Below are 22,297 nucleotides of genomic sequence, written 5' to 3'. Positions count from 1 at the left end.
GTCAAGGTTTAGAGAGGTGGGTTTGTTATGAGATTTAAAAATACATCGGATCATATTGAGGCCTACATCAAGGCGATTTTAGATCAATCTGGTATTGTGGAGTTGCAACGGAGTCAGTTGGCAGATACCTTTCAGGTTGTTCCTAGTCAGATTAACTATGTGATCAAGACACGCTTTACGGAAAGTAGAGGCTACTTGGTTGAAAGTAAGCGTGGTGGTGGAGGCTACATTCGGATAGGACGGATTGAGTTTTCTAGTCATCATGAAATGCTCAGGGAGCTGCTTTACTCGATTGGTGAGCGGGTCAGTCAAGAAATTTATGAGGATATTCTCCAGCTTTTGGTTGAGCAGGAATTGATGACCAAGCAGGAGCTGAATTTGCTGATGACAGTAGCTTTGGATCGCGTTCTAGGAGAAGAAGCTCCAGTCCTTCGAGCTAACATGCTACGACAGGTTATACAAGAGGTAGATAGAAAAGGGAAGTAAGATGAACTATTCAAAAGCATTGAATGAATGTATCGAAAGTGCCTACATGGTTGCTGGCCATTTTGGAGCTCGTTACCTAGAGTCTTGGCACTTGTTGATTGCTATGTCTAATCACAGTTATAGTGTGGCAGGGGCAACTTTAAATGATTATCCATATGAGATGGACCGTTTAGAAGAGGTGGCTTTGGAACTGACTGAAACGGACTATAGCCAGGATGAAACCTTTACGGAATTGCCGTTCTCCCATCGTTTGCAGGTTCTTTTTGACGAAGCAGAGTACGTAGCGTCAGTGGTCCATGCTAAGGTGCTAGGGACAGAGCATGTCCTCTATGCGATTTTGCATGATGGAAATGCCTTGGCGACTCGTATCTTGGAGAGGGCTGGTTTTTCTTATGAAGACAAGAAAGATCAGGTCAAGATTGCTGCCCTACGTCGAAATCTAGAAGAACGTGCAGGCTGGACTCGTGAAGATCTCAAGGCTCTACGCCAACGCCATCGTACAGTAGCTGACAAGCAAAATTCTATGGCTAATATGATGGGGATGCCCCAGACTTCAAGCGGTGGTCTCGAGGACTATACGCATGATTTGACAGAGCAAGCTCGTTCTGGCAAGTTAGAGCCAGTCATCGGTCGGGACAAGGAAATCTCGCGTATGATTCAAATATTGAGTCGGAAGACAAAGAATAATCCTGTCTTGGTTGGGGATGCTGGTGTCGGGAAAACAGCGCTGGCGCTTGGTCTTGCTCAGCGTATTGCTAGTGGTGATGTGCCTGCAGAAATGGCTAAGATGCGCGTGTTAGAGCTTGATTTGATGAATGTCGTTGCAGGGACACGCTTCCGTGGTGACTTTGAAGAGCGCATGAATAATATCATTAAGGATATTGAAGAAGATGGGCAAGTCATCCTCTTTATCGATGAACTCCACACTATCATGGGTTCTGGGAGTGGAATTGACTCAACTCTTGATGCGGCCAATATCTTGAAACCAGCCTTGGCGCGTGGAACTTTGAGAACTGTTGGTGCCACCACTCAGGAAGAGTACCAAAAACACATTGAAAAAGACGCAGCTCTTTCTCGTCGTTTCGCCAAAGTAACGATTGAAGAGCCAAGTGTGGCAGACAGCATGACTATTTTGCAAGGTTTGAAGGCGACTTATGAGAAACATCATCGTGTGCAAATCACAGATGGAGCGGTTGAAACAGCTGTCAAGATGGCTCATCGTTACTTGACCAGTCGCCATTTGCCAGACTCTGCTATTGATCTCTTGGATGAGGCAGCAGCAACAGTGCAAAATAAGGCAAAGCATGTGAAAGCAGACGATTCTGGCTTGAGTCCAGCTGACAAGGCCTTGATGGATGGCAAGTGGAAACAGGCAACTCAGCTAATCGCAAAAGAAGAGGAAGTCCCTGTCTATAAAGATTTGGTGACAGAGTCTGATATTTTGACTACCTTGAGTCGTTTATCAGGTATTCCAGTCCAAAAACTGACTCAGACTGACGCTAAGAAATACCTGAATCTGGAAGCTGAATTGCACAAACGTGTCATCGGTCAAGATCAAGCAGTTTCAAGCATTAGCCGTGCGATTCGCCGCAACCAGTCAGGGATTCGCAGTCACAAGCGTCCGATCGGTTCCTTTATGTTCCTAGGACCAACAGGTGTCGGCAAGACCGAATTGGCCAAGGCTTTGGCAGAAGTTCTTTTTGATGACGAATCAGCCCTTATCCGCTTTGATATGAGTGAGTATATGGAGAAATTCGCAGCCAGCCGTCTCAATGGGGCTCCTCCGGGCTATGTGGGCTACGAAGAAGGTGGAGAGTTGACAGAGAAGGTTCGCAACAAACCATACTCTGTTCTCCTATTTGACGAGGTAGAGAAGGCCCACCCAGATATCTTTAATGTTCTCTTGCAGGTTCTGGATGACGGTGTCTTGACCGATAGCAAGGGCCGCAAGGTCGACTTTTCAAATACCATTATCATCATGACGTCAAACCTTGGTGCGACAGCCCTTCGGGATGACAAGACAGTCGGCTTTGGAGCTAAGGATATCCGTTTTGACCAGGAAAATATGGAAAAACGTATGTTTGAAGAGCTGAAAAAGGCTTACAGACCGGAGTTTATTAACCGTATTGATGAAAAGGTGGTCTTCCATAGCCTATCTAGCGACCATATGCAGGAAGTGGTGAAGATTATGGTCAAACCTTTAGTGGCAAGTTTGGCTGAAAAAGGAATTGACTTGAAATTACAAGCTTCCGCACTGAAATTATTGGCAAATCAAGGATATGACCCAGAGATGGGAGCCCGTCCACTTCGCAGAACCCTGCAAACAGAAGTGGAAGATAAGTTGGCAGAACTTCTTCTTAAGGGAGATTTAGTGGCAGGCAGCACACTTAAGATTGGTGTCAAAGCAGGCCAATTAAAATTTGATATTGCATAAAAATGGAGAATCAGGAGCAATCTTGATTTTCTTTTTTGCTACTTTTTTATAAAAAATGATAAAAAACTATTGACAAAACAAAAATATAGTATATAATAAAAACATAGAGAATAAAAATATCAAAAAATATAAAAAGGTAATGCGTTTATGAAAAAGAAAACAGCAGTGGTATTTGGTACCTTCGCTCCGCTTCATCAAGGTCATATCGATCTGATCCAGCGTGCGAAGCGACAGTGTGACCAGGTTTGGGTAGTTGTTTCGGGCTATGAGGGAGACCGTGGTGAGCAGGTTGGGTTGACATTGCAAAAGAGATTTCGCTATATTCGGGAAGCTTTTCGTGATGATGAGTTGACCTCTGTTTGCAAGCTAGATGAAACCAATCTTCCCCGTTACCCTATGGGCTGGCAGGAGTGGTTGAATCAGATGTTAGCGGAGATTTCCTATGATGAAACCCAGCAGGAACTGATCTTCTTTGTAGGAGAAGCAGACTACCAGCAAGAATTATCTAAACGTGGTTTTGAGACTGTCTTGCAAGAAAGAAAGTTTGGTATCTCAGCGACTATGATTCGAGAAAATCCAAGCAAATATTGGAAATATATTGCTCAACCCTTCCGACGTCAGTTTACAAAGAAAGTGTTGATTATGGGAAGTGCCAGCAATGGGAAGACCACTCTGGCCAAGGATTTGGCAAGGTATTACGATGCACCAGTTAGTTTGGAATACGCACGTGAGTACCAGATCAAAAACAATGTCCGCGACGATGAATTGACTCCAAAGGATTACTATTATCTGCTCTTGGGGCAATATGATCAGACGTCCAAGTTAATTGACAGTAATGCCAATAGGGGACTGGTGATAGCTGACACAAACTCCTTAGTAACCAAGGGCTACTATGATTATTACATGGAGACTGAGGATCAAGAGGACTTATCAGGAGAAACCTTTGATAATCTCTTTGTTTCGATCTTGGCTAAGGAAAAATGGGACTTGATTCTCTTTGTGCAGCCTGTCGGCTCCTATGTCAATGATGGGTTTAGAGATATGACCATGGCAGAAGACCATATTCGTCATAGTTTTTCCCAGCATTTGGATCAGATGAGGGAGTGCTACTTAGCAAACATTCCACTAGTTTATCTAGCAGAGGATTACCTAGGAAATTATGAAGCAGCAAAAGTGGCTATTGATGCCATTTACCAAGCAGATTAGGAGAAAATTATGAAAAAATTAACTGAAAAAATCACACAATTTATCGAAAACTTTAAAAATGTCCATGCAGAATCCCGCAAGATTGGCTTTGCAGGAATCATGCGCCTGCTCTGGAAAGATCTCTTTATGGGACGTAGCCTCTTCCAGTGGTTGTATCTCATCGTCCTGTCAAGTGTTCCCTTAATCTTGGAATTCACGCAAAATGCAGAAAGCCATGATTGGATGAGCTTGTTTGCCTCTTGGACTGGGATTGTCTGTGTTATTTTGGTAGCGGAAGGGCGTGCAAGCAATTATCTCTTTGGGACCATTAACTCTGCTATCTATTTGATTTTGGCCATGAATGCGACTTTTTATGGTGAAGTTTTGACGACTGTTTACTTCTTTGTCATGCAGCCGATTGGCCTCTATGCTTGGCTGTCTAATCGTATTAATGATCAAGGAAAAGCAGAAGAATCTCATTTTGAAGCCAAGAAATTATCTGTGCTTGACTGGCTCAAGTACTTGGCCTTGACTGCTATCATTTGGATTGGTATGGGCTTAGCTTATCAAAGTATCCATAGTGCTCGCCCTTTCCGTGATAGTGTTACCGATGCGACCAATGGTGTTGGCCAGCTCTTGATGACTCGTCTCTACCGTGAGCAATGGATTTTCTGGATTGCAACCAATCTCTTTAGTATTTACCTCTGGTGGGGTGAAAATATCCACATCCAAGGGATGTACTGGGTTTACACACTCAATAGTCTAGTAGGTTGGTACCAATGGACCAAGGCAGTTCGTAAGGAGGCATAAAATGACGGACACAATGATTCTAGCAGGGATGACGGAAAGAGAATATTTTGAAATCCATGCAAGTCAGGAGGAATTTTTGGATTGGTACTACAAGCAGGAACTTCCTCAATACGAAAAACCAAGTGTGACGGTGGATATGGTAGCCTACTGCTTTGTCGAAGGAAAAATCAAGCTCTTATTAATTCGTCGCAAGGCTCACCCTTATCAAAATTGTTTGGCTCTGGTTGGAGGATTTATGGACAAGGGCGAAGATGCTGCGCATGCCTGTCAGCGTGAGGTGAGAGAAGAAGTCAATCTCGATCTTCCTTTGGAAAAAATCGAGCAATTGATGACCGTATCGACCCCAGACCGTGATCCACGGGGCTGGACAGTGACCATTGCCCACTTGGTTTATTTGCCTAGTCGTGCATTAGAACTTGTTCAAGCAGGAGACGATGCCAAGGATGTGGTTTTCGTAGATGTCGATTTTCAGACAGGCAAGTGCTTCTTAGAGGGAGTAGAGTTGGAGGATCAAGCCTTCGCTTTTGATCATTATGCCATTATCCAAGAATCCATCAAACGAATCCAAGGCCGTCTCGACTGGAATCCGACCTTCCTCTATCTGCTGGAGAAGGAGTTCACTGTCTATGAAGGGACTGAACTGGTCAATCTTATCAACCCCGGTCGTCCCATCGTCAGCAATAACTTTCTCGTAAAATACGGAGAATATGTAGAAGAAGTCGGACTCAAACGAGTACCTAAAAAGAAACCAAGAAAAACCTATCGATTGAAATAAAAAGCGAGGCCGGGAAAAAGTTACCGACCTCTTTATTTGCCTTTATTAGTTTGATTTGCTGTTGCGACTGTTTTAGGGATGGCCATCTTTCTTAGAATTGCTCAACATGTGAGTAAAAAAGTCTTTGTATCGATACTTGAGATAGTTCTCATGTAAAAATAACAAAGCGATATAGACAATCAAAAAGATTGTATTCAGATAGAAGACATCAAATGCAGTTCGCGCATAGTAAGTGGCTGATTGATAAGAGCCAATAGCTCCCAAAATCAACCAAGGAAGATACTTGTAATACTTATTTAGCATAAGAGTGCACCTCCTATATTCTATTTCAATGTTATTATATTCCTTTGTATTTAAAGATGCAAGCGATTACACAAAACAAATTTAAATTTTTAACAGGAAAATCTCCTGTTTTTCTGTTTTATTACGAATAGAAGAGTAGGAGGAGTAAATGTATTTAAAGTATTTAAGATTTTTAAAATAGTTTAGATAAATTGTTGACATATTTAAATTCGAATGTTACAATTATATTACAAAAAGATTTCTTTATATTTCTAAAATATTACAAAGGAGTAGAAAAATGAAAAAGAAAACCTATATCAAATTGATGGCAGCAACTGTATTGGCTTCTACCTTGCTATTAGGAGCTTGTGGAAATAAAAAGGAAACAACTCAAGCAAGCAGTTCTGCTAAGACAAGCCAATCATCAAGCTCTAAAGCAGCTTCTGCTAGCAAAGAAAGCAAGACTCAGAAGTCCTCAAATTCAGCTTCATCTGAAAAGGCTAAGGCGTCTACTGATCAATCTTCAGCAAGTGCGACACCGTCACAATTGGCACCTGCACCAGAGCAAAGACAAGGTCAAGAAGTAGCTAATCAACAGGCAGCTAGTCAACAAACTTCTGCTCAGGCTCCGTCAACTCAACAGGCTTCTCAAGCCCAGTCTAACCAATCAAGCTATGATTCTACAACTGACCGCCAACTTCAAGATAAGCAGGCAGAAAGTAACAAACGTTACAAGGGTGTCTTAACTATGGTTGATGGTGATTTCTCAGCTGCAGCGGGCAATTGGAAGGGAGCAAATGGCGAAACCATCACAGTTTCATCAGGTGGCCAATTCACAGTAGAATCTGCTGATGGAAAGAAAGAAAATTACTCCATCAAAGGTTATTCTTATACTCTTGATGATGGTAAGTATAATGCCAAAATTGGTGGAGGTAAAATCATCCAAATTACAACAGGAGCAGATGGCAAGGTTTCCAGTGTTGCTTTGAGTCAATAATAACTCTCAGTATTTGAATTTTTACAATCAAAAACCCGTAACCTTTAAGAGAGTTACGGGTTTTGGTCTATTAAGCCTTTTCCAATTGTAAGAGAGCTTCAATCTCTGCTAGGGTACTAGCTTGTGAAATGGCTCCACGGAGTTTGGCAGCGCCAGATGTTCCACGGAGGTAGTGAGGAGCGAGGCCACGGAATTCACGAACTGCGACATTTTCCCCTTTGAGGTTAATCAAGCGTTTCAAGTGTTCGTAGGCGATTTTCATCTTGTCTTCAAAGGTCAAATCAGGTAGGATTTCTCCTGTTTCAAAGTAATGGTTGATTTGGTTAAAGAGGTAAGGATTCCCCATGGAGGAAGATTATATCAGTTATATCTCGAAATAAAAAAGGACAAATTTAACTATAAAACCTGTCTTATTGAATGAAAAAATGGTAGAATAAACATCAATATCAAGTGAAATATGGAGTGCTACAAACAATGAAGTCAAAAATGTTTCGATTTTCTTTGATTTTGTTATTTATTTTCTTTTTTTATTTTTCATTTTCAATATTTAACCGAACGTATAGTGGAATCACCGTAGATAAACACGAGAATGAGTGGATAGTTAGACAAGTCCATAATCTGGGAAGCTTTGCAAATCATCAAGAGATAATAGGGTCATCTATTATACAAATAGACGGTCAGAATCCAGATAGTAATTTCTTATTATCTCGATTTTTAATTGTTGAACCGCTTCATTCTGTGACAGTGTTAGATAGGGGAATTTCAAAGACTTTAATAATAGAATCTGGGAGATCAAGCCAAATTATCTTTCTTGTTTTATCAATCATTGCTTTTCTGATTCTACTGTTATTTTGCTCATACATAAAAGGAAGAAGTAGAGGAAAAACTGGGAAACGATATTTTTATTTTATTATTTATACTAGTCTGATGTTATTATCGATTATTCCATCAAGTATAGGAGATGTATTTGGTCGTAGTCTATTAATTTCATACTTGACTTTATTTCCATTATTCATGGATATCTTCATTAGAGTGTTAGTCTTGAAGATAAAAGGTTCAACCATTTCTAACTTTTCTCGTATTATACTGGGCTATTCACTCATCACTCAGTTTTTGTATGTTTATAATCTTATACAGCCCATTGATTTTTTGACCATCTTTTTTTCTAGGGGGGTATTTTATTTAGTATTTTTCTTTTTAGTTATTCTACTGTTAAAGATGCTTATAAATTACTCTCAGATAAGAGAAATGTTGCCAATTCATACCTTATTTTTAGCAGTTCTTGCCTTGTTTCCTCTATTTTTTGGATATATTTTTCCGATTGGTAAGGAAGTTTCGTTTATTTATAGTATTCCTCTATTGTTGCTTATTTTGTTCTCTATTGTAAATAACTTGATACTAGAGCGAATGATATATGTTGCTTGGAAGTGGAACCCGTTCATATATAACTTGATATTTGCTGTTTTTTTCACTAGTCTAATTATTCTTTTTAGTCTGCTATTAAGAGAATTTTCTCCAATTTTTTTCGTTCTTTACACTTTTCTTTTTTCGCTAGCTTTGTTACCTGAAATAAGGAAAATGATGTTGATTAGCCATAAAATGGAGGGAATCTTTAGTAGTTTTCATACTTTTGTAGCTACTGAATTGGAGAGGGAAGAAATTGCAACGTTTATACATGATACTACAATTCAGAAGGTTATTTATTATAAAAAGCAGTTAGAAATTAGTGAACAAATTAATAGGGGAGCTTTATTAGAGATGTTGGATGATATTGTCTTTGAATTAAGAGATTTATGTTCCAATATCTATCCTTTAATGGTGCATGAATTAGGGTTGAAAGAATCTATTACTAGCATATTAAACCAATTCATGAAGATGGAAACTGTTTCGATTATGACAACTTTTTCAATAGATGAAGAAAAAGTTAATGATAAAGTGGGCACGTTTGTATTAAGGACAGTTAAAGAACTAGTAAATAATAGTATTCTTCATGGGAATGCTAGAGAAATTACTGTAGATTTATCTACAAAAGAAAAGATTTTATCAATTGAAGTTATAGATGATGGTATTTTTAAGGGAAACTATCAGTCTAATGAACATCATTTTGGTTTAAATAGAATTGTAGAGAAGGTTCATTTATTGGGGGGAACTGTTCAGCTAAATATTGAACCTACAAGTGTGAAGATACGAATACCTATAGAAGGGAAGAAAAATGATTCGTTTGGTTTTGATTGATGATCACAGTTTAGTATTACAAGGATTGGAGAACTATTTTTTAAAGGAAGATGATTTTAAAATTGTTGGTTCCTATACAGAAGTAGCAGATTTACTTCTTTGTCTTAAGAATGAAAAGGTAGATGTGCTAGTTATGGATTTTATGTTGAAAGGAGTAACGGCATTTGATGTTATTAGTCAGATAAATAGATTTCTGAATACAGTTCCCAAGATAGTTCTTTTATCAGGATTTTATGACACTTTGTTACATAAGAGAGCGATGGATTTTGGGATTCAAGCTTTTTTACCCAAAGAAAGTTCTTATTTGGATGTTAAAAGTGCAATTTATGCTGTTTATAAGGGAAATCACGTTATCCCAGATGGTTTGTTAGAAAAGCAAGAAAATAATCTATTGACAGATACGGAGTTAAGTGTATTGGAACTTATTGTAAAAGAATATTCTAATGAAAAGATAGCAAATAGTTTATTTGTTAGCAGGAGAACAGTGGATACTCATGTTTCAAATATTTGTTCAAAGTTGGGAGTGACGAGTAGAGTTGGAGCTGTACGTGAGGCTATTCGATTAAATCTCGTATCTTTATAATTTTATCCTAAAAAGGCAAGAAGGTTTTCGTAAATTACGGATTCTTTCTTGTCTTTTTTTGTTTAAGATAGAGTCAGTTTAACAGATTGGAGAAGGATATGCTAACAGTAGATTATTTACTTGGAGATAATAGAAATCGCTATTTTGGTAGAGGACATAAGAGAACGACTTATGAAGTTAATACTCTTCGAAAATCAAATTCAAACTACGTCAGCGTCGCCTTGCCGTACTCAAGTACAGCCTGCGGCTAGCTTCCTAGTTTGCTCTTTGATTTTCATTGAGTATAAGTTGAAAAATATTTTAGAAGGGGTTGGGTCTCTTCATCAAGAAGGTTTGTGGTCTAGTAAACAATCTGAAATCATACAGCAGCACCTGAGTACATTAGATGGAATAGTATTAGCTCATTTATTTGGAAGTGAAATACTGAAAAGAATGGGAGTGAGCTTAAATCAGTATAGGTTAAGCCATTTTGAGATAAAGTCAGGAATAAAAGCTATAGAAGAATTGGTAAATTTAAAATTAGAATTACAAAATTTCAAAATGACGAACCAAGTGATTGAATTTGATTGCTTGGTAATGGATATGAAAGTTTGTTTAGGCTATCAATTATTAGAATGTATGGAAAATGTAGTTGCTATAGGAGAACAAGGTAGAGATTTTTTATCAACGCATTTAAGAGATAGACAACATGATATATACGATGTTGAGTTTTCAGATAGTAGTATATCTTGTAAAGCAGAGCAAGTATTGATCAAAGATGTTGAATATAGTGGTGTAGGTAGTCTAGAAAAGAATGATTATAGTTTGTTAGAGCTTCTGATTATTTTTTCTCAAATGGCAGAGATGTTAGCCTACCATATCGAAGAGATATCTCGAGAGGAGAGCAATACCATGTGGATGAAGCAAGTAAGTGCAGACTTGGATTCACCAATTTTAAACGGAGTAGTGGAGCTTAGTGGTAGTGTTTCAAAAAATAGATTGTTAAAAATTAGAGAAGAACATTGGAAAGTCTACGAAATGTCTGGATATGATATAGATCATAAGGTAGTCTTTAAAAGTAAAATAGCTCAAAAATTACCTGATGGAGGGGGCAGTGATGGGAAATAGAGAATTGAGGCTAGTCATATCAGGTACTTATTCTACGGGTAAGACAACAACTGCTACAGCTCTTTCGATTGCAACGGGACTTCCCTTAATTGATGCTTTATCTGCGAGGGAAATTTTGACAGATTTATATCCTGGAAGAAGATTTCAGGATATGTCATCAACTGAGTTAATGGCACTGGGGTTAAAGCGTTTTGAAGAGAGAATTCGTACAGAAGGAATTTTATACAAGGAGCATGGAAGTTTTCTATCAGATGGGTCAGTATTGAATGAATGGATTTACGGGACTGTTCGAATGAGGGTAGGAATTAATCCAGGCTCAGCATTCGTTCATCGATTGATGAAATCTATTTTAGGTATTCCTGGTCGAACATTTTTCAAAAAATATTTGACTGCTTATGGAGTTGTCTCTAAGAATCATGCGAAATTGTGGTATACAGATGTTGTTCATTTACCAGTAGAGTTTGCAATGGATCCAGACGGGCATAGACCAGTATCTGAAGAGTATCGGAATTTATCAGATGAGGAATTATATGAGGCTTATAGGAATTTGGGTCTGACTCCTTATTGTGTAAAAGGTAGTCAGAAAGAACGGTTAAATCAGATCATTCAACATTATAAGTTGCCAATAGTTGTTCCAGTAGATGAGGCTATTTCCTTAGCTGAAAAGGTTATACGAGAAAACAGGGAAGCAGTATCTAAACGTATCATAGAACAGTATGAAGAGCCTACATTAAAGGAAAAAATAAAATTTATGACAAGATATTAGGAGTATGTATGATTCAGTTTCAAAATATTAGTAAGATTTATAAGGTAGGAGAGCAAGAAGTTCGTGCTTTGGATCAAGTTAGTTTTTCTATTGAGAAAGGGAAATTTACAGTTATTTTGGGTCCATCAGGTTCAGGGAAAAGTACGTTACTAAATTTACTTGGTGGGATGGATCGTGCGACATCAGGAACCTTTATATTTGATGAGGAACTAGTAACAAAGTTTACGGATAAGGAATTATCTGCTTATCGAAAAGATAAAATTGGTTTTGTTTTTCAATTTTATAACTTAGTTCCAAGTTTAACGGCCAAGGAGAACATAGGTATTGCAGCAAATTTAGTGAAAAACAATAAAGAAATTGATATGTATTTAGATCAAGTTGGTTTACTTCATAGAAAAAATAATTTTCCTAATCAACTTTCTGGAGGTGAAATGCAACGTGTATCAATTGCACGGGCATTGGCTAAAGAGCCTAGTCTATTATTGTGTGATGAACCTACAGGAGCGTTAGATTCAAAGACAGGCGATAGTATTTTAACTTTATTGAAGGAAGTTTCTAGAAATGGGAATGCAGCAGTTGTAATGGTTACACATAATAGAGAGTTTGCTAAATTTGCAGATCGAGTTATATATTTGAAAGATGGAAGTATTGAAAAAATAGAGAATAATGAAGAGGTGCTGGGATGAGGTATCTTCATATAAAATTATTAAGAGATCTTCGGCAAAATTGGCAACAATTTTTCTCTGTTTTTCTGATGTCTCTATTAAGTGTATTAATCTTTGTAGGGCTACAAGGAGCTTGGCATGGACTTGAAAAGAGTCTAGAGAGTTATTTGAAACAATCTGAACTTCCTGTTGTTTGGGTTCAAGCGAGACAAATTGATGAATCAAAAATCAAGCAGGTTGAACTCTTATCTTCTGTTGAAAAAGTTGTTAGTAAAAAGAAAGGATTTGCGAATATTGTTCGTTTAGACAAGACTGACGGACGAATCAATCTTGAAACGATTACAGATAATCAACTGGTTACAGTGACAGAAGGAAGTCTTTTTTTGAAGGAAAACAAGATTCGATTTGGATTGATGGGAATTATGCGAAGAAGAATCATTTACAGATTGGAGATTCAATTTCTATTTCATCAAGGGGGAAGCAGATAGATTTAGAAATTGTAGGATTTGTTCAGGCGACAGATAAGATTTATTTTACAGGTAGCATGGAATATATAGCTCCAAATCCTGACAATGATGCCTATGGTTATATTGCAGATAATGAAATTGCAAAAGGAATTCTGGGTTTATCGTCAGATAATGTCTTAGAAATTTACGGTTCTAAGGTGGATTTGCGAGGAGATTTAGAGTCTATTTTTGGGGGCGATTTAGTTTCTTATCAAGATCAAAAAAGTTTAACTGAAATATCAGAAGCTACCGATCGAGTTGGGCAAATTAGGAATTTATCTTACTTATTTTCTTTTATCTTTATTTTGTTAGCTATTTTGGCTATGTTTACAACCATTCAGCGTTTGATTGATGGTCAAACAAAAGAGATTGCTGTATTAAAGGCTTTAGGTTTTTCAAATCAGGCTATCAGTTTACATTATATTTTATTTGGCTTAGTAGTCAGTTTATTAGGAAGTTTCGCAGGCTTTGCTATTTCTCCCTTGATGTCATGGTTTGTACTAGAAACTCAAAAGTCAATGTTTACACTTCCAAATTGGCAAATCTCTTATTCATCTTCATCAATAGTTGTTGGTATTGTAGTCATTATAATTTGTATTTTAGCTGCCTATTTAGCTTCTAGAGAGTCAGCTAGAGGCTTACCAGCAATATTTTTAAGAGGCAAAGAAAAACTTGCTAAATCTGTCTTTGTGGAAAGATTTTCCTCTATCTGGCAACGAATTTCTTATCCTTCTAGATGGGCAATTCGTGATGCCTCGTTTAATCGTATTCGAGTTTTGATGGGAATCGTGGGAGTTGCAGGAAGTATGATGTTACTGATTGCTGGAATTGGTATGCCTGTGTCCATGAATCATCTTGTTGATAAGGCATACAATGAAGATTTTTCTTATTCAAAACGACTGACCGTAGCGGATTATACATCTTCTAAGTCTAGATATGGTGGGCAAGGTGTACAAATTTCACAAGCACATTTTAATCCAGATGATGGTTACAATCGTTTATTGATTATATTTGATGATGGAGATATGATCCAAGCAAAAACAGAGAGTGCTGATTCTTTGAAAGATGATGGTTTGTATGTAACTAAATCATTTGCCCGTTTGGCAGGTATTAAAGTCGGAGATGTTTTAACTGTAACTCCTTATCAAGATGGTCATACTTACAAGTTTGAAGTAAAAGGGATTGTCACAAGTGAAACCAATCAAGGGGCTTATCTTCATGCTAGAGTCTTTGAAAAAGCAGGGGGAGATTTTACTCCACATACTTTATTAGTTGGGTCAGAGGTGGACCAAGATACTATTAAGCAAGACAAAGGTGTTCTATCTGTCATTGAAAAAGGGAGCCAAGAAAAAAATGCCTATGATTTTGTAGCTAGTTTAATGAGTGTATTTCTAATGATTATTGGTTTTGCTTTATTACTTGTTATTATTGTTCTCTATAATCTAGGTTCTTTAAACTTTGTAGAGAGAATGAGAGACTATGCTACATTGCAAGTATTAGGATTTTCTAATCAATATCTACAGATGGTAACTCTTTTTGAGACTATACTAACTACCTTTATTGGGTGGCTAGTAGGAATTCCTTTAGGCATATGGTTTTTGAAAGAATATGTAGCAACATTTTCGACGATTCGAATTGAGTATACCGCTTATGTCAGTATGTATGTCCTTGTTTCTGCTACGTTATTGGTTTGGTTTACATCCTTAGGGACTGCTTATTTTATTAGTCTTCGTATGAGAAAGATTGACATGATTAGCGCTCTAAAGGGGGTAGACTAGTATGATCAGTTCTGAGTGAATCTATAGACATTTATGAATAATTGTTAATCATCAGTTCTAATACTCAAAGAAAATCCGCCAGCTCAAATAAGAGTTGACGGATTATTTTATACTTGTACTTGGGTTAAAAATTCTTCTGTAGTAAGAATTTGAGCAAACTCATCTTGTAGAGAAAGGAGATTAATCTCATGGATAGTCTCAGGAGAGATGGCCTGACCGTTTTTGTTAGATAGGGTAAAACTGGCAGTGGCATCTGCTAGTAAAGTGACTTCAAAACCAAGATTTGCTGCCATTCGTGTCGTAGTAGATACACAATGAGGCAGGGTCAAACCAACAAGGACTAAATGACAAATCTGATTTGATCGTAAATATGTTTCAAGATTTGTTCCAATAAAGGCGCTATTAACCGTTTTTTGAAAGACAGGTTCTGAAGCAACTGGTTCAAATCCACTTTTAAACTCCTGATTTTGTTTGTTATGAAATTGCGACTGGGGATTGTCAGATATATGTTGAACATGTAAGACTGGAAGAGCGTGTTTACGAAAGTATGCCAGTACCCTCAGTGCTTGTTGTTCAGCTTGAAGGTTGTTTCGTTCTCCCCAGATAGGGTTATCAAATGCTTTTTGCATATCGATAATCAGTAGAGCAGTATGAACCATTTTAAGCCCTTTCCAACTGCAAGAGAGCTTCAATCTCTGCTAGGGTGCTAGCTTGGGAGATGGCTCCACGGAGTTTGGCAGCGCCAGATGTTCCACGGAGGTAGTGAGGAGCGAGGCCACGGAATTCACGAACTGCTACGTTTTCCCCTTTGAGGTTAATCAAACGTTTCAAATGTTCGTAGGCGATTTTCATCTTGTCCTCAAAGGTCAAATCAGGTAGGATTTCTCCTGTTTCAAAATAATGGTTGATTTGGTTGAAGAGGTAGGGATTTCCCATGGCAGCGCGGCCAATCATGACTGCGTCAGCACCGACTTCTTCGATACGTTGTTTGGCTTCTTGAACCGTACGGATGTCACCGTTGGCGATAAATGGAATCTTGGTCAATGCTTGAGCGACTTTGTGAAGGGTCTCAAGGTCTGCGTGGCCTGTGTACATTTGTTCACGGGTACGGCCATGCATAGCGAGGGCAGAAACACCTGCAGCTTCAGCAGCGAGGGCATTTTCTACGGCAAGAGATGGGTCCGCCCAGCCAGTACGCATTTTGACAGTAAGGGGGATATCAAGGACAGACTGAACCTTGTTGATGATAGAGTAAATCTTATCTGGATCCTTGAGCCACATAGCTCCAGCTTCATTCTTCACGATTTTGTTAACTGGGCAGCCCATGTTGATATCCACGATATCGGTCTTAGTGTTTTCTTGGATGAATTCTGCTGCGCGTGCTAGGCTGTCTTCATCACTACCAAAAAGTTGGATAGAAACAGGGTTTTCGCCTTCATCGATATGAAGCATGTGCAGGGTTTTTTCGTTGTTGTATTGGATTCCCTTGTCAGAGACCATTTCCATGACAACGAGTCCAGCTCCGAGCTCTTTTGCGATGGTACGAAAGGCTGAGTTAGTCACACCAGCCATGGGTGCTAAAACGGTACGATTGGGAATCTCAACATTGCCAATCATAAAAGGTGTATTAAGATTTGTCACGAATGAGTTCCTCCAGATCGTTTTCATCAAAGTTATAAGTAGTTTGGCAGAATTGACAAGTGATTTCTGCCCCGTGGTCTTCCTCTTTCATTTCCTGCAAGTCTGAGCTTGGAAGGCTTGCAAGAGCGTTCATAAAGCGTTCATGGCTACAGTCACATTGGAAACGGATTTCTTCTTCAGAAAGACGCTTGTAGGCCTCGTCACCGTAGATAGCCTTGAGGAGGGCTTCGATATGGTCTTCACTTTCTAGAAGAGTAGAGATAGCTGGCATTTCTTGGATGCGTTTCTCAAAGCGAGCAATTTCTTCTTCCTTGGCTCCCGGCAAGACTTGAACTAGGAAACCACCTGCAACCTTAACCTTGTCTTCTTCGTCTAAAAGGACATTGAGGCCTACTGCAGAAGGGGTCTGTTGGCTTTCGGTCAGGTAAAAGGCCAGGTCTTCACCAATTTCTCCAGAGATGAGAGGAGTCATAGAGTTGTAAGGATTTCCAGTACCGTAGTCTGTGATAACGAGGAATTGACCATTTCCAACAAAAGGTCCAACTAGAACTTCACCAGTTGCAGTCTTTTTGATGTCAACACCTGGATTTTGAACATAGCCTTTGACGTTCCCCTTGGTATCAGCAACGGTGATAATGGCTCCTAGAGAGCTAGATCCCAGTACCTTCACTGTTAGTTTGGTATTCCCTTTTTCATTGGCTGCGAGAATCTGGCTAGCGATAAGAGTTCGACCAAGCGCTACAGTTGAGCTAGCTTGGGTTTGGTGTTTTTCTTGAGCAGTGCGGACGGTTTCCGTGCTATCAAGGACAAAAGCACGAAAGGCTCCGCTTTCTGATATCGTTTTAATAATTTTATCCATAGCTACTATTTTAGCATAAAAATGCCCAAAGGGGGAGCCGTGTGTTTGCTGATTTTCAGGATAATGGACCAGGAAATCAGCATGAAAATAAAAAGAGAAACAGATTATTTCAGCATTTGTAAGATTTATGCTATGCTTAAGGTAGAAAATGAAAGGGGTAACAAATGTATTTAGGAGATTTGATGGAAAAGGCTGAATCTGGCCAATTTTCAATCCTTTCCTTTCTCTTACAAGAGTCTGAGACGACCGTAAAGGCTGTAATGGAGGAAACAGGATTTTCAAAAGTAACCCTAACCAAATATGTCACCCTGCTCAATGACAAGGCTTTGGACAGTGGTTTAGAGCTGAACATCTCCTTAGAAGATGAAAATCTGCGTCTGTCAATCGGTGCAGCTACCAAGGGGAGAGATATTCGGAGCTTGTTTTTGGAGAATGCTGTTAAATACCAGATTTTGGTTTATCTTCTCTACCACCAACAGTTTTTAGCTCATCAGCTGGCTCAAGAATTGATGATTAGTGAGGCTACGCTTGGTCGCCACTTAGCTAGCTTAAATCAGATTTTGTCAGAATTTGATTTATCCATCCAGAATGGACGTTGGCGAGGTCCAGAGCATCAGATTCGCTATTTTTATTTCTGTCTTTTCCGTAGGGTCTGGTCCAGTCAGGAGTGGGAAGGTCACATGCAGAAACCAGAGAGAAAGCAGGAGATTGCCAGTTTAGAAGAAATCTGCGGTGCGAGTTTATCTTCGGGGCAGAAATTGGACTTGGTTCTCTGGTCTCATATCAGTCAACAACGTCTCCGGGTCAATGCCTGTCAGTTTCAAGTCATAGAAGAGAAAATGCATGGGTATTTTGACAATATTTTCTATCTTCGTTTGCTGAGAAAGGCTCCGTCCTTTTTTGCTGGGCAACACCTTCCTCTAGGAACTGAGGATGGTGAGATGATGATTTTCTTCTCTTTCCTTCTATCTCATCGTATTCTTCCTCTTCATACTATGGAGTATATTCTTGGATTTGGAGGGCAGTTGGCAGATTTACTGACGCAGTTGATTCAAGAAATGAAGAAGGAGGAGTTGCTGGGCGGTTATACAGAGGACCATGTTACCTATGAACTCAGTCAGCTTAGTGCTCAAGTCTATCTCTATAAGGGCTATATTTTACAGGATCGCTACAAGTACCAGTTAGAGAATCGTCATCCATATTTACTGATGGAACATGATTTTAAAGAGACAGCAGAGGAGATTTTTCATGTTCTACCTGCCTTTCAGCAGGGGACGGATTTGGATAAGAAAATTCTCTGGGAGTGGCTTCAGTTGATAGAATATATGGCTGAAAATGGTGGTCAGCATATGCGGATTGGTCTGGATTTGACATCTGGTTTTCTTGTCTTTTCAAGGATGGCCGCCATTTTGAAACGGTATTTGGAATACAATCGTTTTATTACCATTGAAGCCTATGACCGAACTCGGCATTATGATTTGCTGGTTACCAATAACCCTATTCATAAGAAGGAACAGACACCAGTCTATTATTTAAAAAACGACTTGGATATGGAGGATTTGGCAGGGATTCGTCAGTTATTATTCACTTAAAAGGCTTGGTTGTTCCAGGTCTTTTTTGTGAAATTCACACAATCTCCTCACATTTTTTTAAAAATTAAAAAAAGTTGATAAACAAGAAAGCGCTTTATTTTGTATACTAGTTACTGTAAAGAGGAGACATCCTCAAGATCATTATCAGGAGGACAGCACATGTCACAAGAAAAATACATCATGGCCATTGACCAGGGAACTACAAGTTCTCGTGCCATCATTTTCAACAAAAAAGGGGAAAAGGTTAGCTCGAGTCAAAAAGAGTTTACCCAGATTTTCCCTCAGGCAGGTTGGGTTGAGCACAATGCCAATGAAATTTGGAACTCTGTTCAGTCAGTTATCGCGGGTGCTTTCATCGAAAGTGGTGTCAAGCCAAATCAAATCGAAGCCATCGGGATTACCAACCAGCGTGAAACAACTGTCGTCTGGGATAAGAAAACAGGGCTTCCTATCTACAATGCTATCGTTTGGCAATCACGTCAGACAGCACCTTTGGCTGAGCAACTAAAAAGTCAAGGTTATGTGGAAAAATTTCATGAAAAGACTGGTTTGATCATCGATGCTTACTTCTCTGCGACCAAGGTTCGTTGGATTTTAGACCATGTTGAAGGTGCTCAAGAGCGAGCTGAAAAGGGTGAATTGCTCTTTGGTACTATTGATACTTGGTTGGTCTGGAAATTAACTGACGGTGCGGCTCACGTGACGGATTACTCAAATGCAGCCCGTACCATGCTTTATAACATTAAAGAACTTAAATGGGATGATGAGATTTTGGAAATCCTCAATATTCCTAAGGTTATGCTACCAGAAGTTCGTTCTAACTCTGAAATCTACGGCAAGACAGCTCCATTCCATTTCTATGGTGGAGAAGTCCCAATCTCAGGTATGGCTGGGGACCAACAAGCAGCCCTCTTTGGACAGTTGGCCTTTGAACCAGGTATGGTCAAGAATACTTATGGAACAGGTTCCTTCATCATCATGAATACTGGTGAAGAAATGCAGTTGTCTGAAAATAACCTCTTGACAACGATTGGTTACGGAATCAATGGCAAGGTTTACTATGCCTTGGAAGGTTCTATCTTCATCGCAGGAAGTGCCATTCAATGGCTTCGTGATGGTCTTCGCATGGTTGAAAATTCACCAGAATCTGAAAAATACGCTCGTGATTCTCACAACAACGATGAAGTTTATGTCGTTCCAGCCTTTACAGGTCTAGGTGCTCCATACTGGAACCAAAATGCTCGCGGTTCTGTCTTTGGATTGACTCGTGGAACAAGTAAGGAAGACTTTATCAAGGCAACTCTTCAATCAATTGCTTATCAAGTGCGTGATATTATCGATACGATGCAAGTGGATGCTCAGACAGCTATCCAAGTTTTGAAAGTAGACGGTGGTGCAGCTATGAACAACTTCCTCATGCAGTTCCAAGCTGACATCTTGGGAATCGACATTGCACGCGCCAAAAACTTGGAAACAACAGCTCTAGGAGCAGCCTTCCTAGCAGGTTTGTCAGTAGGTTACTGGAAAGACTTGGATGAGTTGAAGCTCTTGAATGAGACTGGAGAACTCTTTGAGCCATCTATGAACGAATCGCGCAAGGAACAACTCTACAAGGGCTGGAAGAAGGCTGTGAAAGCAACGCAAGTCTTTGCGGAAATCGATGACTAATATTGGAAGAATAAAGCGACTCAGTTAGAAAGTGTGTAAATATGGAATTTTCAAAGAAAACACGTGAATTATCAATTAAAAAAATGCAAGAACGTACCCTGGACCTCTTGATTATCGGTGGAGGAATCACAGGGGCTGGTGTAGCTTTGCAGGCTGCAGCTAGTGGTCTAGATACTGGTTTGATTGAAATGCAGGACTTCGCAGAAGGAACATCTAGCCGTTCAACAAAATTGGTCCACGGAGGTCTTCGTTACCTCAAACAATTTGACGTAGAAGTTGTATCAGATACGGTTTCAGAACGTGCAGTGGTTCAACAAATTGCACCACATATTCCAAAACCAGATCCAATGCTCTTGCCAGTTTACGATGAAGATGGAGCAACCTTTAGCCTCTTCCGTCTTAAAGTAGCTATGGACTTGTATGACCTTTTGGCAGGAGTTAACAACACACCAGCTGCTAACAAGGTCTTGAGCAAGGAAGAAGTCTTGGAACGCCAGCCAAACTTGAAGAAAGAAGGCTTGGTAGGAGGTGGAGTTTATCTTGACTTCCGTAACAACGATGCGCGTCTCGTGATCGAAAACATCAAACGTGCCAACCAAGACGGTGCCCTCATTGCTAACCACGTGAAGGCAGAAGGCTTCCTCTTTGACGAAAGTGGCAAGATTACTGGTGTTGTAGCTCGTGATTTGTTGACAGACCAAGTCTTTGAAATCAAGGTCCGTCTGGTTATTAACACAACAGGTCCTTGGAGCGACAAAGTACGCAATTTGTCTAATAAGGGAACCCAATTCTCACAAATGCGTCCAACTAAGGGAGTTCACTTGGTAGTGGATTCAAGCAAGATCAAGGTTTCACAGCCAGTTTACTTTGACACAGGTTTGGGTGATGGCCGGATGGTCTTTGTCCTCCCACGTGAAAACAAGACTTACTTTGGTACAACCGATACAGACTACACAGGCGATTTGGAACATCCAAAAGTGACGCAGGAAGATGTAGATTATCTACTTGGCATTGTCAATAACCGCTTCCCAGAAGCCAACATCACCATTGATGATATCGAAAGCAGCTGGGCAGGTCTTCGTCCATTGATCGCAGGTAATAGCGCTTCTGACTACAATGGCGGAAATAACGGAACCATCAGTGATGAAAGCTTTAACAACTTGATTGCGACTGTTGAATCTTATCTCTCTAAAGAAAAAACGCGTGAAGATGTTGAGTCTGCTGTCAGCAAGCTTGAAAGCAGTACCTCTGAGAAACATTTGGACCCATCTGCAGTTTCTCGTGGTTCGAGCTTGGACCGTGATGACAATGGTCTCTTGACTCTTGCTGGTGGTAAAATCACAGACTACCGTAAGATGGCTGAAGGAGCTATGGAGCGCGTGGTTGACATCCTCAAAGCAGAATTTGACCGCAGCTTTAAACTCATCAACTCTAAGACATACCCTGTTTCAGGTGGAGAATTGAACCCAGCAAATGTGGACTCAGAAATCGAAGCCTTTGCGCAACTTGGAGTGTCACGTGGTTTGGATAGCAAGGAAGCTCATTACCTAGCAAATCTTTACGGTTCAAATGCACCGAAAGTCTTTGCTCTTGCTCATAGCTTGGAACAAGCGCCAGGACTCAGTTTGGCAGACACTTTGTCACTTCACTATGCAATGCGCAATGAGTTGGCTCTTAGCCCAGTTGACTTCCTTCTTCGTCGTACCAACCACATGCTCTTTATGCGTGATAGTTTGGATAGCATCGTTGAGCCAGTTTTGGATGAAATGGGACGATTCTATGACTGGTCAGAAGAAGAAAAAGCAGCCTACCGTGCTGATGTCGAATCAGCTCTTGCTAACAACGATTTAGCAGAATTAAAAAATTAAGAAAAAATAAAAGAGGTGGAGGGCAGGACTCCTAGTCTACCCTCTCCTTCTTTTTAATGG

20 protein-coding genes and 1 pseudogene are annotated in these 22,297 nt (G+C 39.7%); 16 read left to right on the top strand and 5 right to left on the bottom strand.

The features are described 5' to 3' along the window. Positions 1 to 27 precede the first annotated feature (27 nt). The 5 genes from RWM06_RS01190 to RWM06_RS01170 all read left to right on the top strand — a co-directional run bounded on the left by RWM06_RS01190 (position 28) and on the right by RWM06_RS01170 (position 5,690). The gene (locus tag RWM06_RS01190; RefSeq protein ID WP_313969810.1) at positions 28 to 486 is read left to right on the top strand and encodes a CtsR family transcriptional regulator; all 459 of its coding nucleotides are present in this window, start codon (positions 28 to 30) and stop codon (positions 484 to 486) included. 1 nt (position 487) lies between these two features. Then, positions 488 to 2,920 (top strand): ATP-dependent Clp protease ATP-binding subunit, encoded by a 2,433-nt coding sequence (locus tag RWM06_RS01185; protein ID WP_313969809.1) that lies wholly within the window; start codon positions 488 to 490, stop codon positions 2,918 to 2,920. Positions 2,921 to 3,067: 147 nt separating this feature from the next. Beyond that, entirely contained in the window at positions 3,068 to 4,126 is a 1,059-nt protein-coding gene (locus RWM06_RS01180) for an AAA family ATPase (protein ID WP_313969808.1), read from the top strand. A 9-nt stretch (positions 4,127 to 4,135) separates the two neighbouring features. Continuing rightward, positions 4,136 to 4,915 carry a nicotinamide riboside transporter PnuC gene (pnuC, locus tag RWM06_RS01175; RefSeq protein WP_313969807.1) on the top strand — a complete coding sequence of 260 codons (780 nt, stop codon included), beginning with the start codon at positions 4,136 to 4,138 and terminating at the stop codon, positions 4,913 to 4,915. A gap of 1 nt (position 4,916) precedes the next feature. Further along, on the top strand, positions 4,917 to 5,690 hold the full coding sequence (locus RWM06_RS01170) for an NUDIX hydrolase (RefSeq protein WP_313969806.1): 774 nt from the start codon (positions 4,917 to 4,919) through the stop codon (positions 5,688 to 5,690). A gap of 72 nt (positions 5,691 to 5,762) precedes the next feature. On the opposite strand, the gene RWM06_RS01165 is transcribed toward RWM06_RS01170, so the two are convergent. Beyond that, a complete protein-coding gene (locus RWM06_RS01165; protein WP_313969805.1) occupies positions 5,763 to 5,993 on the bottom strand; it encodes a hypothetical protein in 231 nt (76 codons plus the stop codon). A 277-nt stretch (positions 5,994 to 6,270) separates the two neighbouring features. On the opposite strand from RWM06_RS01165, the gene RWM06_RS01160 reads away from it, so the two are divergent. Continuing rightward, positions 6,271 to 6,969 (top strand): hypothetical protein, encoded by a 699-nt coding sequence (locus RWM06_RS01160; protein WP_313969804.1) that lies wholly within the window; start codon positions 6,271 to 6,273, stop codon positions 6,967 to 6,969. A 70-nt stretch (positions 6,970 to 7,039) separates the two neighbouring features. Here RWM06_RS01160 and RWM06_RS01155 read toward each other — a convergent pair. Then, positions 7,040 to 7,321, bottom strand: a pseudogene (locus RWM06_RS01155) (tRNA-dihydrouridine synthase); the annotation flags it as partial. 122 nt (positions 7,322 to 7,443) lie between these two features. Here RWM06_RS01155 and RWM06_RS01150 point away from each other — a divergent pair. The 7 genes from RWM06_RS01150 to RWM06_RS01120 all read left to right on the top strand — a co-directional run bounded on the left by RWM06_RS01150 (position 7,444) and on the right by RWM06_RS01120 (position 14,609). After that, positions 7,444 to 9,204, top strand: coding sequence for an ATP-binding protein (locus RWM06_RS01150; protein ID WP_313969803.1), 1,761 nt, complete (start codon positions 7,444 to 7,446; stop codon positions 9,202 to 9,204). Then, positions 9,182 to 9,787 carry a response regulator transcription factor gene (locus tag RWM06_RS01145; protein WP_023947315.1) on the top strand — a complete coding sequence of 202 codons (606 nt, stop codon included), beginning with the start codon at positions 9,182 to 9,184 and terminating at the stop codon, positions 9,785 to 9,787. The genes RWM06_RS01150 and RWM06_RS01145 overlap by 23 nt, the downstream gene beginning before the upstream one ends. Before the next feature lie 171 nt (positions 9,788 to 9,958). Continuing rightward, a complete protein-coding gene (locus RWM06_RS01140; protein ID WP_313969802.1) occupies positions 9,959 to 10,894 on the top strand; it encodes an AvrD family protein in 936 nt (311 codons plus the stop codon). Then, positions 10,884 to 11,660, top strand: a complete 777-nt coding sequence (locus tag RWM06_RS01135; protein WP_313969801.1) for an AAA family ATPase — start codon at positions 10,884 to 10,886, stop codon at positions 11,658 to 11,660. The genes RWM06_RS01140 and RWM06_RS01135 overlap by 11 nt, the downstream gene beginning before the upstream one ends. Positions 11,661 to 11,668: 8 nt before the next feature. Next, entirely contained in the window at positions 11,669 to 12,346 is a 678-nt protein-coding gene (locus tag RWM06_RS01130) for an ABC transporter ATP-binding protein (RefSeq protein WP_000614114.1), read from the top strand. Positions 12,347 to 12,492: 146 nt separating this feature from the next. Continuing rightward, positions 12,493 to 12,813 (top strand): hypothetical protein, encoded by a 321-nt coding sequence (locus RWM06_RS01125; RefSeq protein WP_313969800.1) that lies wholly within the window; start codon positions 12,493 to 12,495, stop codon positions 12,811 to 12,813. Between the two features lie 56 nt (positions 12,814 to 12,869). Further along, positions 12,870 to 14,609: an FtsX-like permease family protein gene (locus tag RWM06_RS01120; protein WP_313969799.1), complete on the top strand. Its 1,740-nt coding sequence runs from the start codon at positions 12,870 to 12,872 to the stop codon at positions 14,607 to 14,609. Between the two features lie 107 nt (positions 14,610 to 14,716). On the opposite strand, the gene RWM06_RS01115 is transcribed toward RWM06_RS01120, so the two are convergent. The 3 genes from RWM06_RS01115 to hslO are packed head-to-tail and all read right to left on the bottom strand — an operon-like array spanning position 14,717 to position 17,109. Continuing rightward, a complete protein-coding gene (locus tag RWM06_RS01115; protein ID WP_313969798.1) occupies positions 14,717 to 15,268 on the bottom strand; it encodes a cysteine hydrolase family protein in 552 nt (183 codons plus the stop codon). Position 15,269: 1 nt separating this feature from the next. Then, positions 15,270 to 16,250: a tRNA dihydrouridine synthase DusB gene (gene dusB / locus RWM06_RS01110; protein ID WP_313969797.1), complete on the bottom strand. Its 981-nt coding sequence runs from the start codon at positions 16,248 to 16,250 to the stop codon at positions 15,270 to 15,272. Then, entirely contained in the window at positions 16,237 to 17,109 is an 873-nt protein-coding gene (gene hslO / locus RWM06_RS01105; protein ID WP_000357854.1) for an Hsp33 family molecular chaperone HslO, read from the bottom strand. Before hslO ends, dusB begins: the two co-directional genes overlap by 14 nt. Before the next feature lie 164 nt (positions 17,110 to 17,273). Here hslO and RWM06_RS01100 point away from each other — a divergent pair, with 164 nt between their 5' ends. The 3 genes from RWM06_RS01100 (at position 17,274) to glpO (ending at position 22,237) form a co-directional block, all read left to right on the top strand. Next, positions 17,274 to 18,701 (top strand): helix-turn-helix domain-containing protein, encoded by a 1,428-nt coding sequence (locus RWM06_RS01100; RefSeq protein WP_102210251.1) that lies wholly within the window; start codon positions 17,274 to 17,276, stop codon positions 18,699 to 18,701. A 159-nt stretch (positions 18,702 to 18,860) separates the two neighbouring features. Further along, positions 18,861 to 20,369 carry a glycerol kinase GlpK gene (glpK, locus tag RWM06_RS01095; protein ID WP_313969796.1) on the top strand — a complete coding sequence of 503 codons (1,509 nt, stop codon included), beginning with the start codon at positions 18,861 to 18,863 and terminating at the stop codon, positions 20,367 to 20,369. A gap of 41 nt (positions 20,370 to 20,410) precedes the next feature. Continuing rightward, complete coding sequence (gene glpO, locus RWM06_RS01090; protein ID WP_313969795.1) at positions 20,411 to 22,237, top strand: type 1 glycerol-3-phosphate oxidase; 1,827 nt, start codon at positions 20,411 to 20,413, stop codon at positions 22,235 to 22,237. Positions 22,238 to 22,297: the final 60 nt, after the last annotated feature.

The organism is uncultured Streptococcus sp., assembly GCF_963516575.1.
Lineage (GTDB): Bacteria > Bacillota > Bacilli > Lactobacillales > Streptococcaceae > Streptococcus.
The sequence above is the reverse complement of the archived record's forward strand: the minus strand, read 5'-3'. Positions and strand labels throughout refer to the sequence as shown.

Bases quoted from the DNA above. Each gene is read 5' to 3' on its own strand.
- RWM06_RS01190 (WP_313969810.1), top strand. From the start codon at position 28: ATGAGATTTAAAAATACATCGGATCATATTGAGGCCTACATCAAGGCG.
- RWM06_RS01185 (WP_313969809.1), top strand. From the start codon at position 488: ATGAACTATTCAAAAGCATTGAATGAATGTATCGAAAGTGCCTACATG.
- RWM06_RS01180 (WP_313969808.1), top strand. From the start codon at position 3,068: ATGAAAAAGAAAACAGCAGTGGTATTTGGTACCTTCGCTCCGCTTCAT.
- pnuC (WP_313969807.1), top strand. From the start codon at position 4,136: ATGAAAAAATTAACTGAAAAAATCACACAATTTATCGAAAACTTTAAA.
- RWM06_RS01170 (WP_313969806.1), top strand. From the start codon at position 4,917: ATGACGGACACAATGATTCTAGCAGGGATGACGGAAAGAGAATATTTT.
- RWM06_RS01165 (WP_313969805.1), bottom strand. From the start codon at position 5,993: ATGCTAAATAAGTATTACAAGTATCTTCCTTGGTTGATTTTGGGAGCT.
- RWM06_RS01160 (WP_313969804.1), top strand. From the start codon at position 6,271: ATGAAAAAGAAAACCTATATCAAATTGATGGCAGCAACTGTATTGGCT.
- RWM06_RS01150 (WP_313969803.1), top strand. From the start codon at position 7,444: ATGAAGTCAAAAATGTTTCGATTTTCTTTGATTTTGTTATTTATTTTC.
- RWM06_RS01145 (WP_023947315.1), top strand. From the start codon at position 9,182: ATGATTCGTTTGGTTTTGATTGATGATCACAGTTTAGTATTACAAGGA.
- RWM06_RS01140 (WP_313969802.1), top strand. From the start codon at position 9,959: ATGAAGTTAATACTCTTCGAAAATCAAATTCAAACTACGTCAGCGTCG.
- RWM06_RS01135 (WP_313969801.1), top strand. From the start codon at position 10,884: ATGGGAAATAGAGAATTGAGGCTAGTCATATCAGGTACTTATTCTACG.
- RWM06_RS01130 (WP_000614114.1), top strand. From the start codon at position 11,669: ATGATTCAGTTTCAAAATATTAGTAAGATTTATAAGGTAGGAGAGCAA.
- RWM06_RS01120 (WP_313969799.1), top strand. From the start codon at position 12,870: ATGGAATATATAGCTCCAAATCCTGACAATGATGCCTATGGTTATATT.
- RWM06_RS01115 (WP_313969798.1), bottom strand. From the start codon at position 15,268: ATGGTTCATACTGCTCTACTGATTATCGATATGCAAAAAGCATTTGAT.
- hslO (WP_000357854.1), bottom strand. From the start codon at position 17,109: ATGGATAAAATTATTAAAACGATATCAGAAAGCGGAGCCTTTCGTGCT.
- RWM06_RS01100 (WP_102210251.1), top strand. From the start codon at position 17,274: ATGTATTTAGGAGATTTGATGGAAAAGGCTGAATCTGGCCAATTTTCA.
- glpK (WP_313969796.1), top strand. From the start codon at position 18,861: ATGTCACAAGAAAAATACATCATGGCCATTGACCAGGGAACTACAAGT.
- glpO (WP_313969795.1), top strand. From the start codon at position 20,411: ATGGAATTTTCAAAGAAAACACGTGAATTATCAATTAAAAAAATGCAA.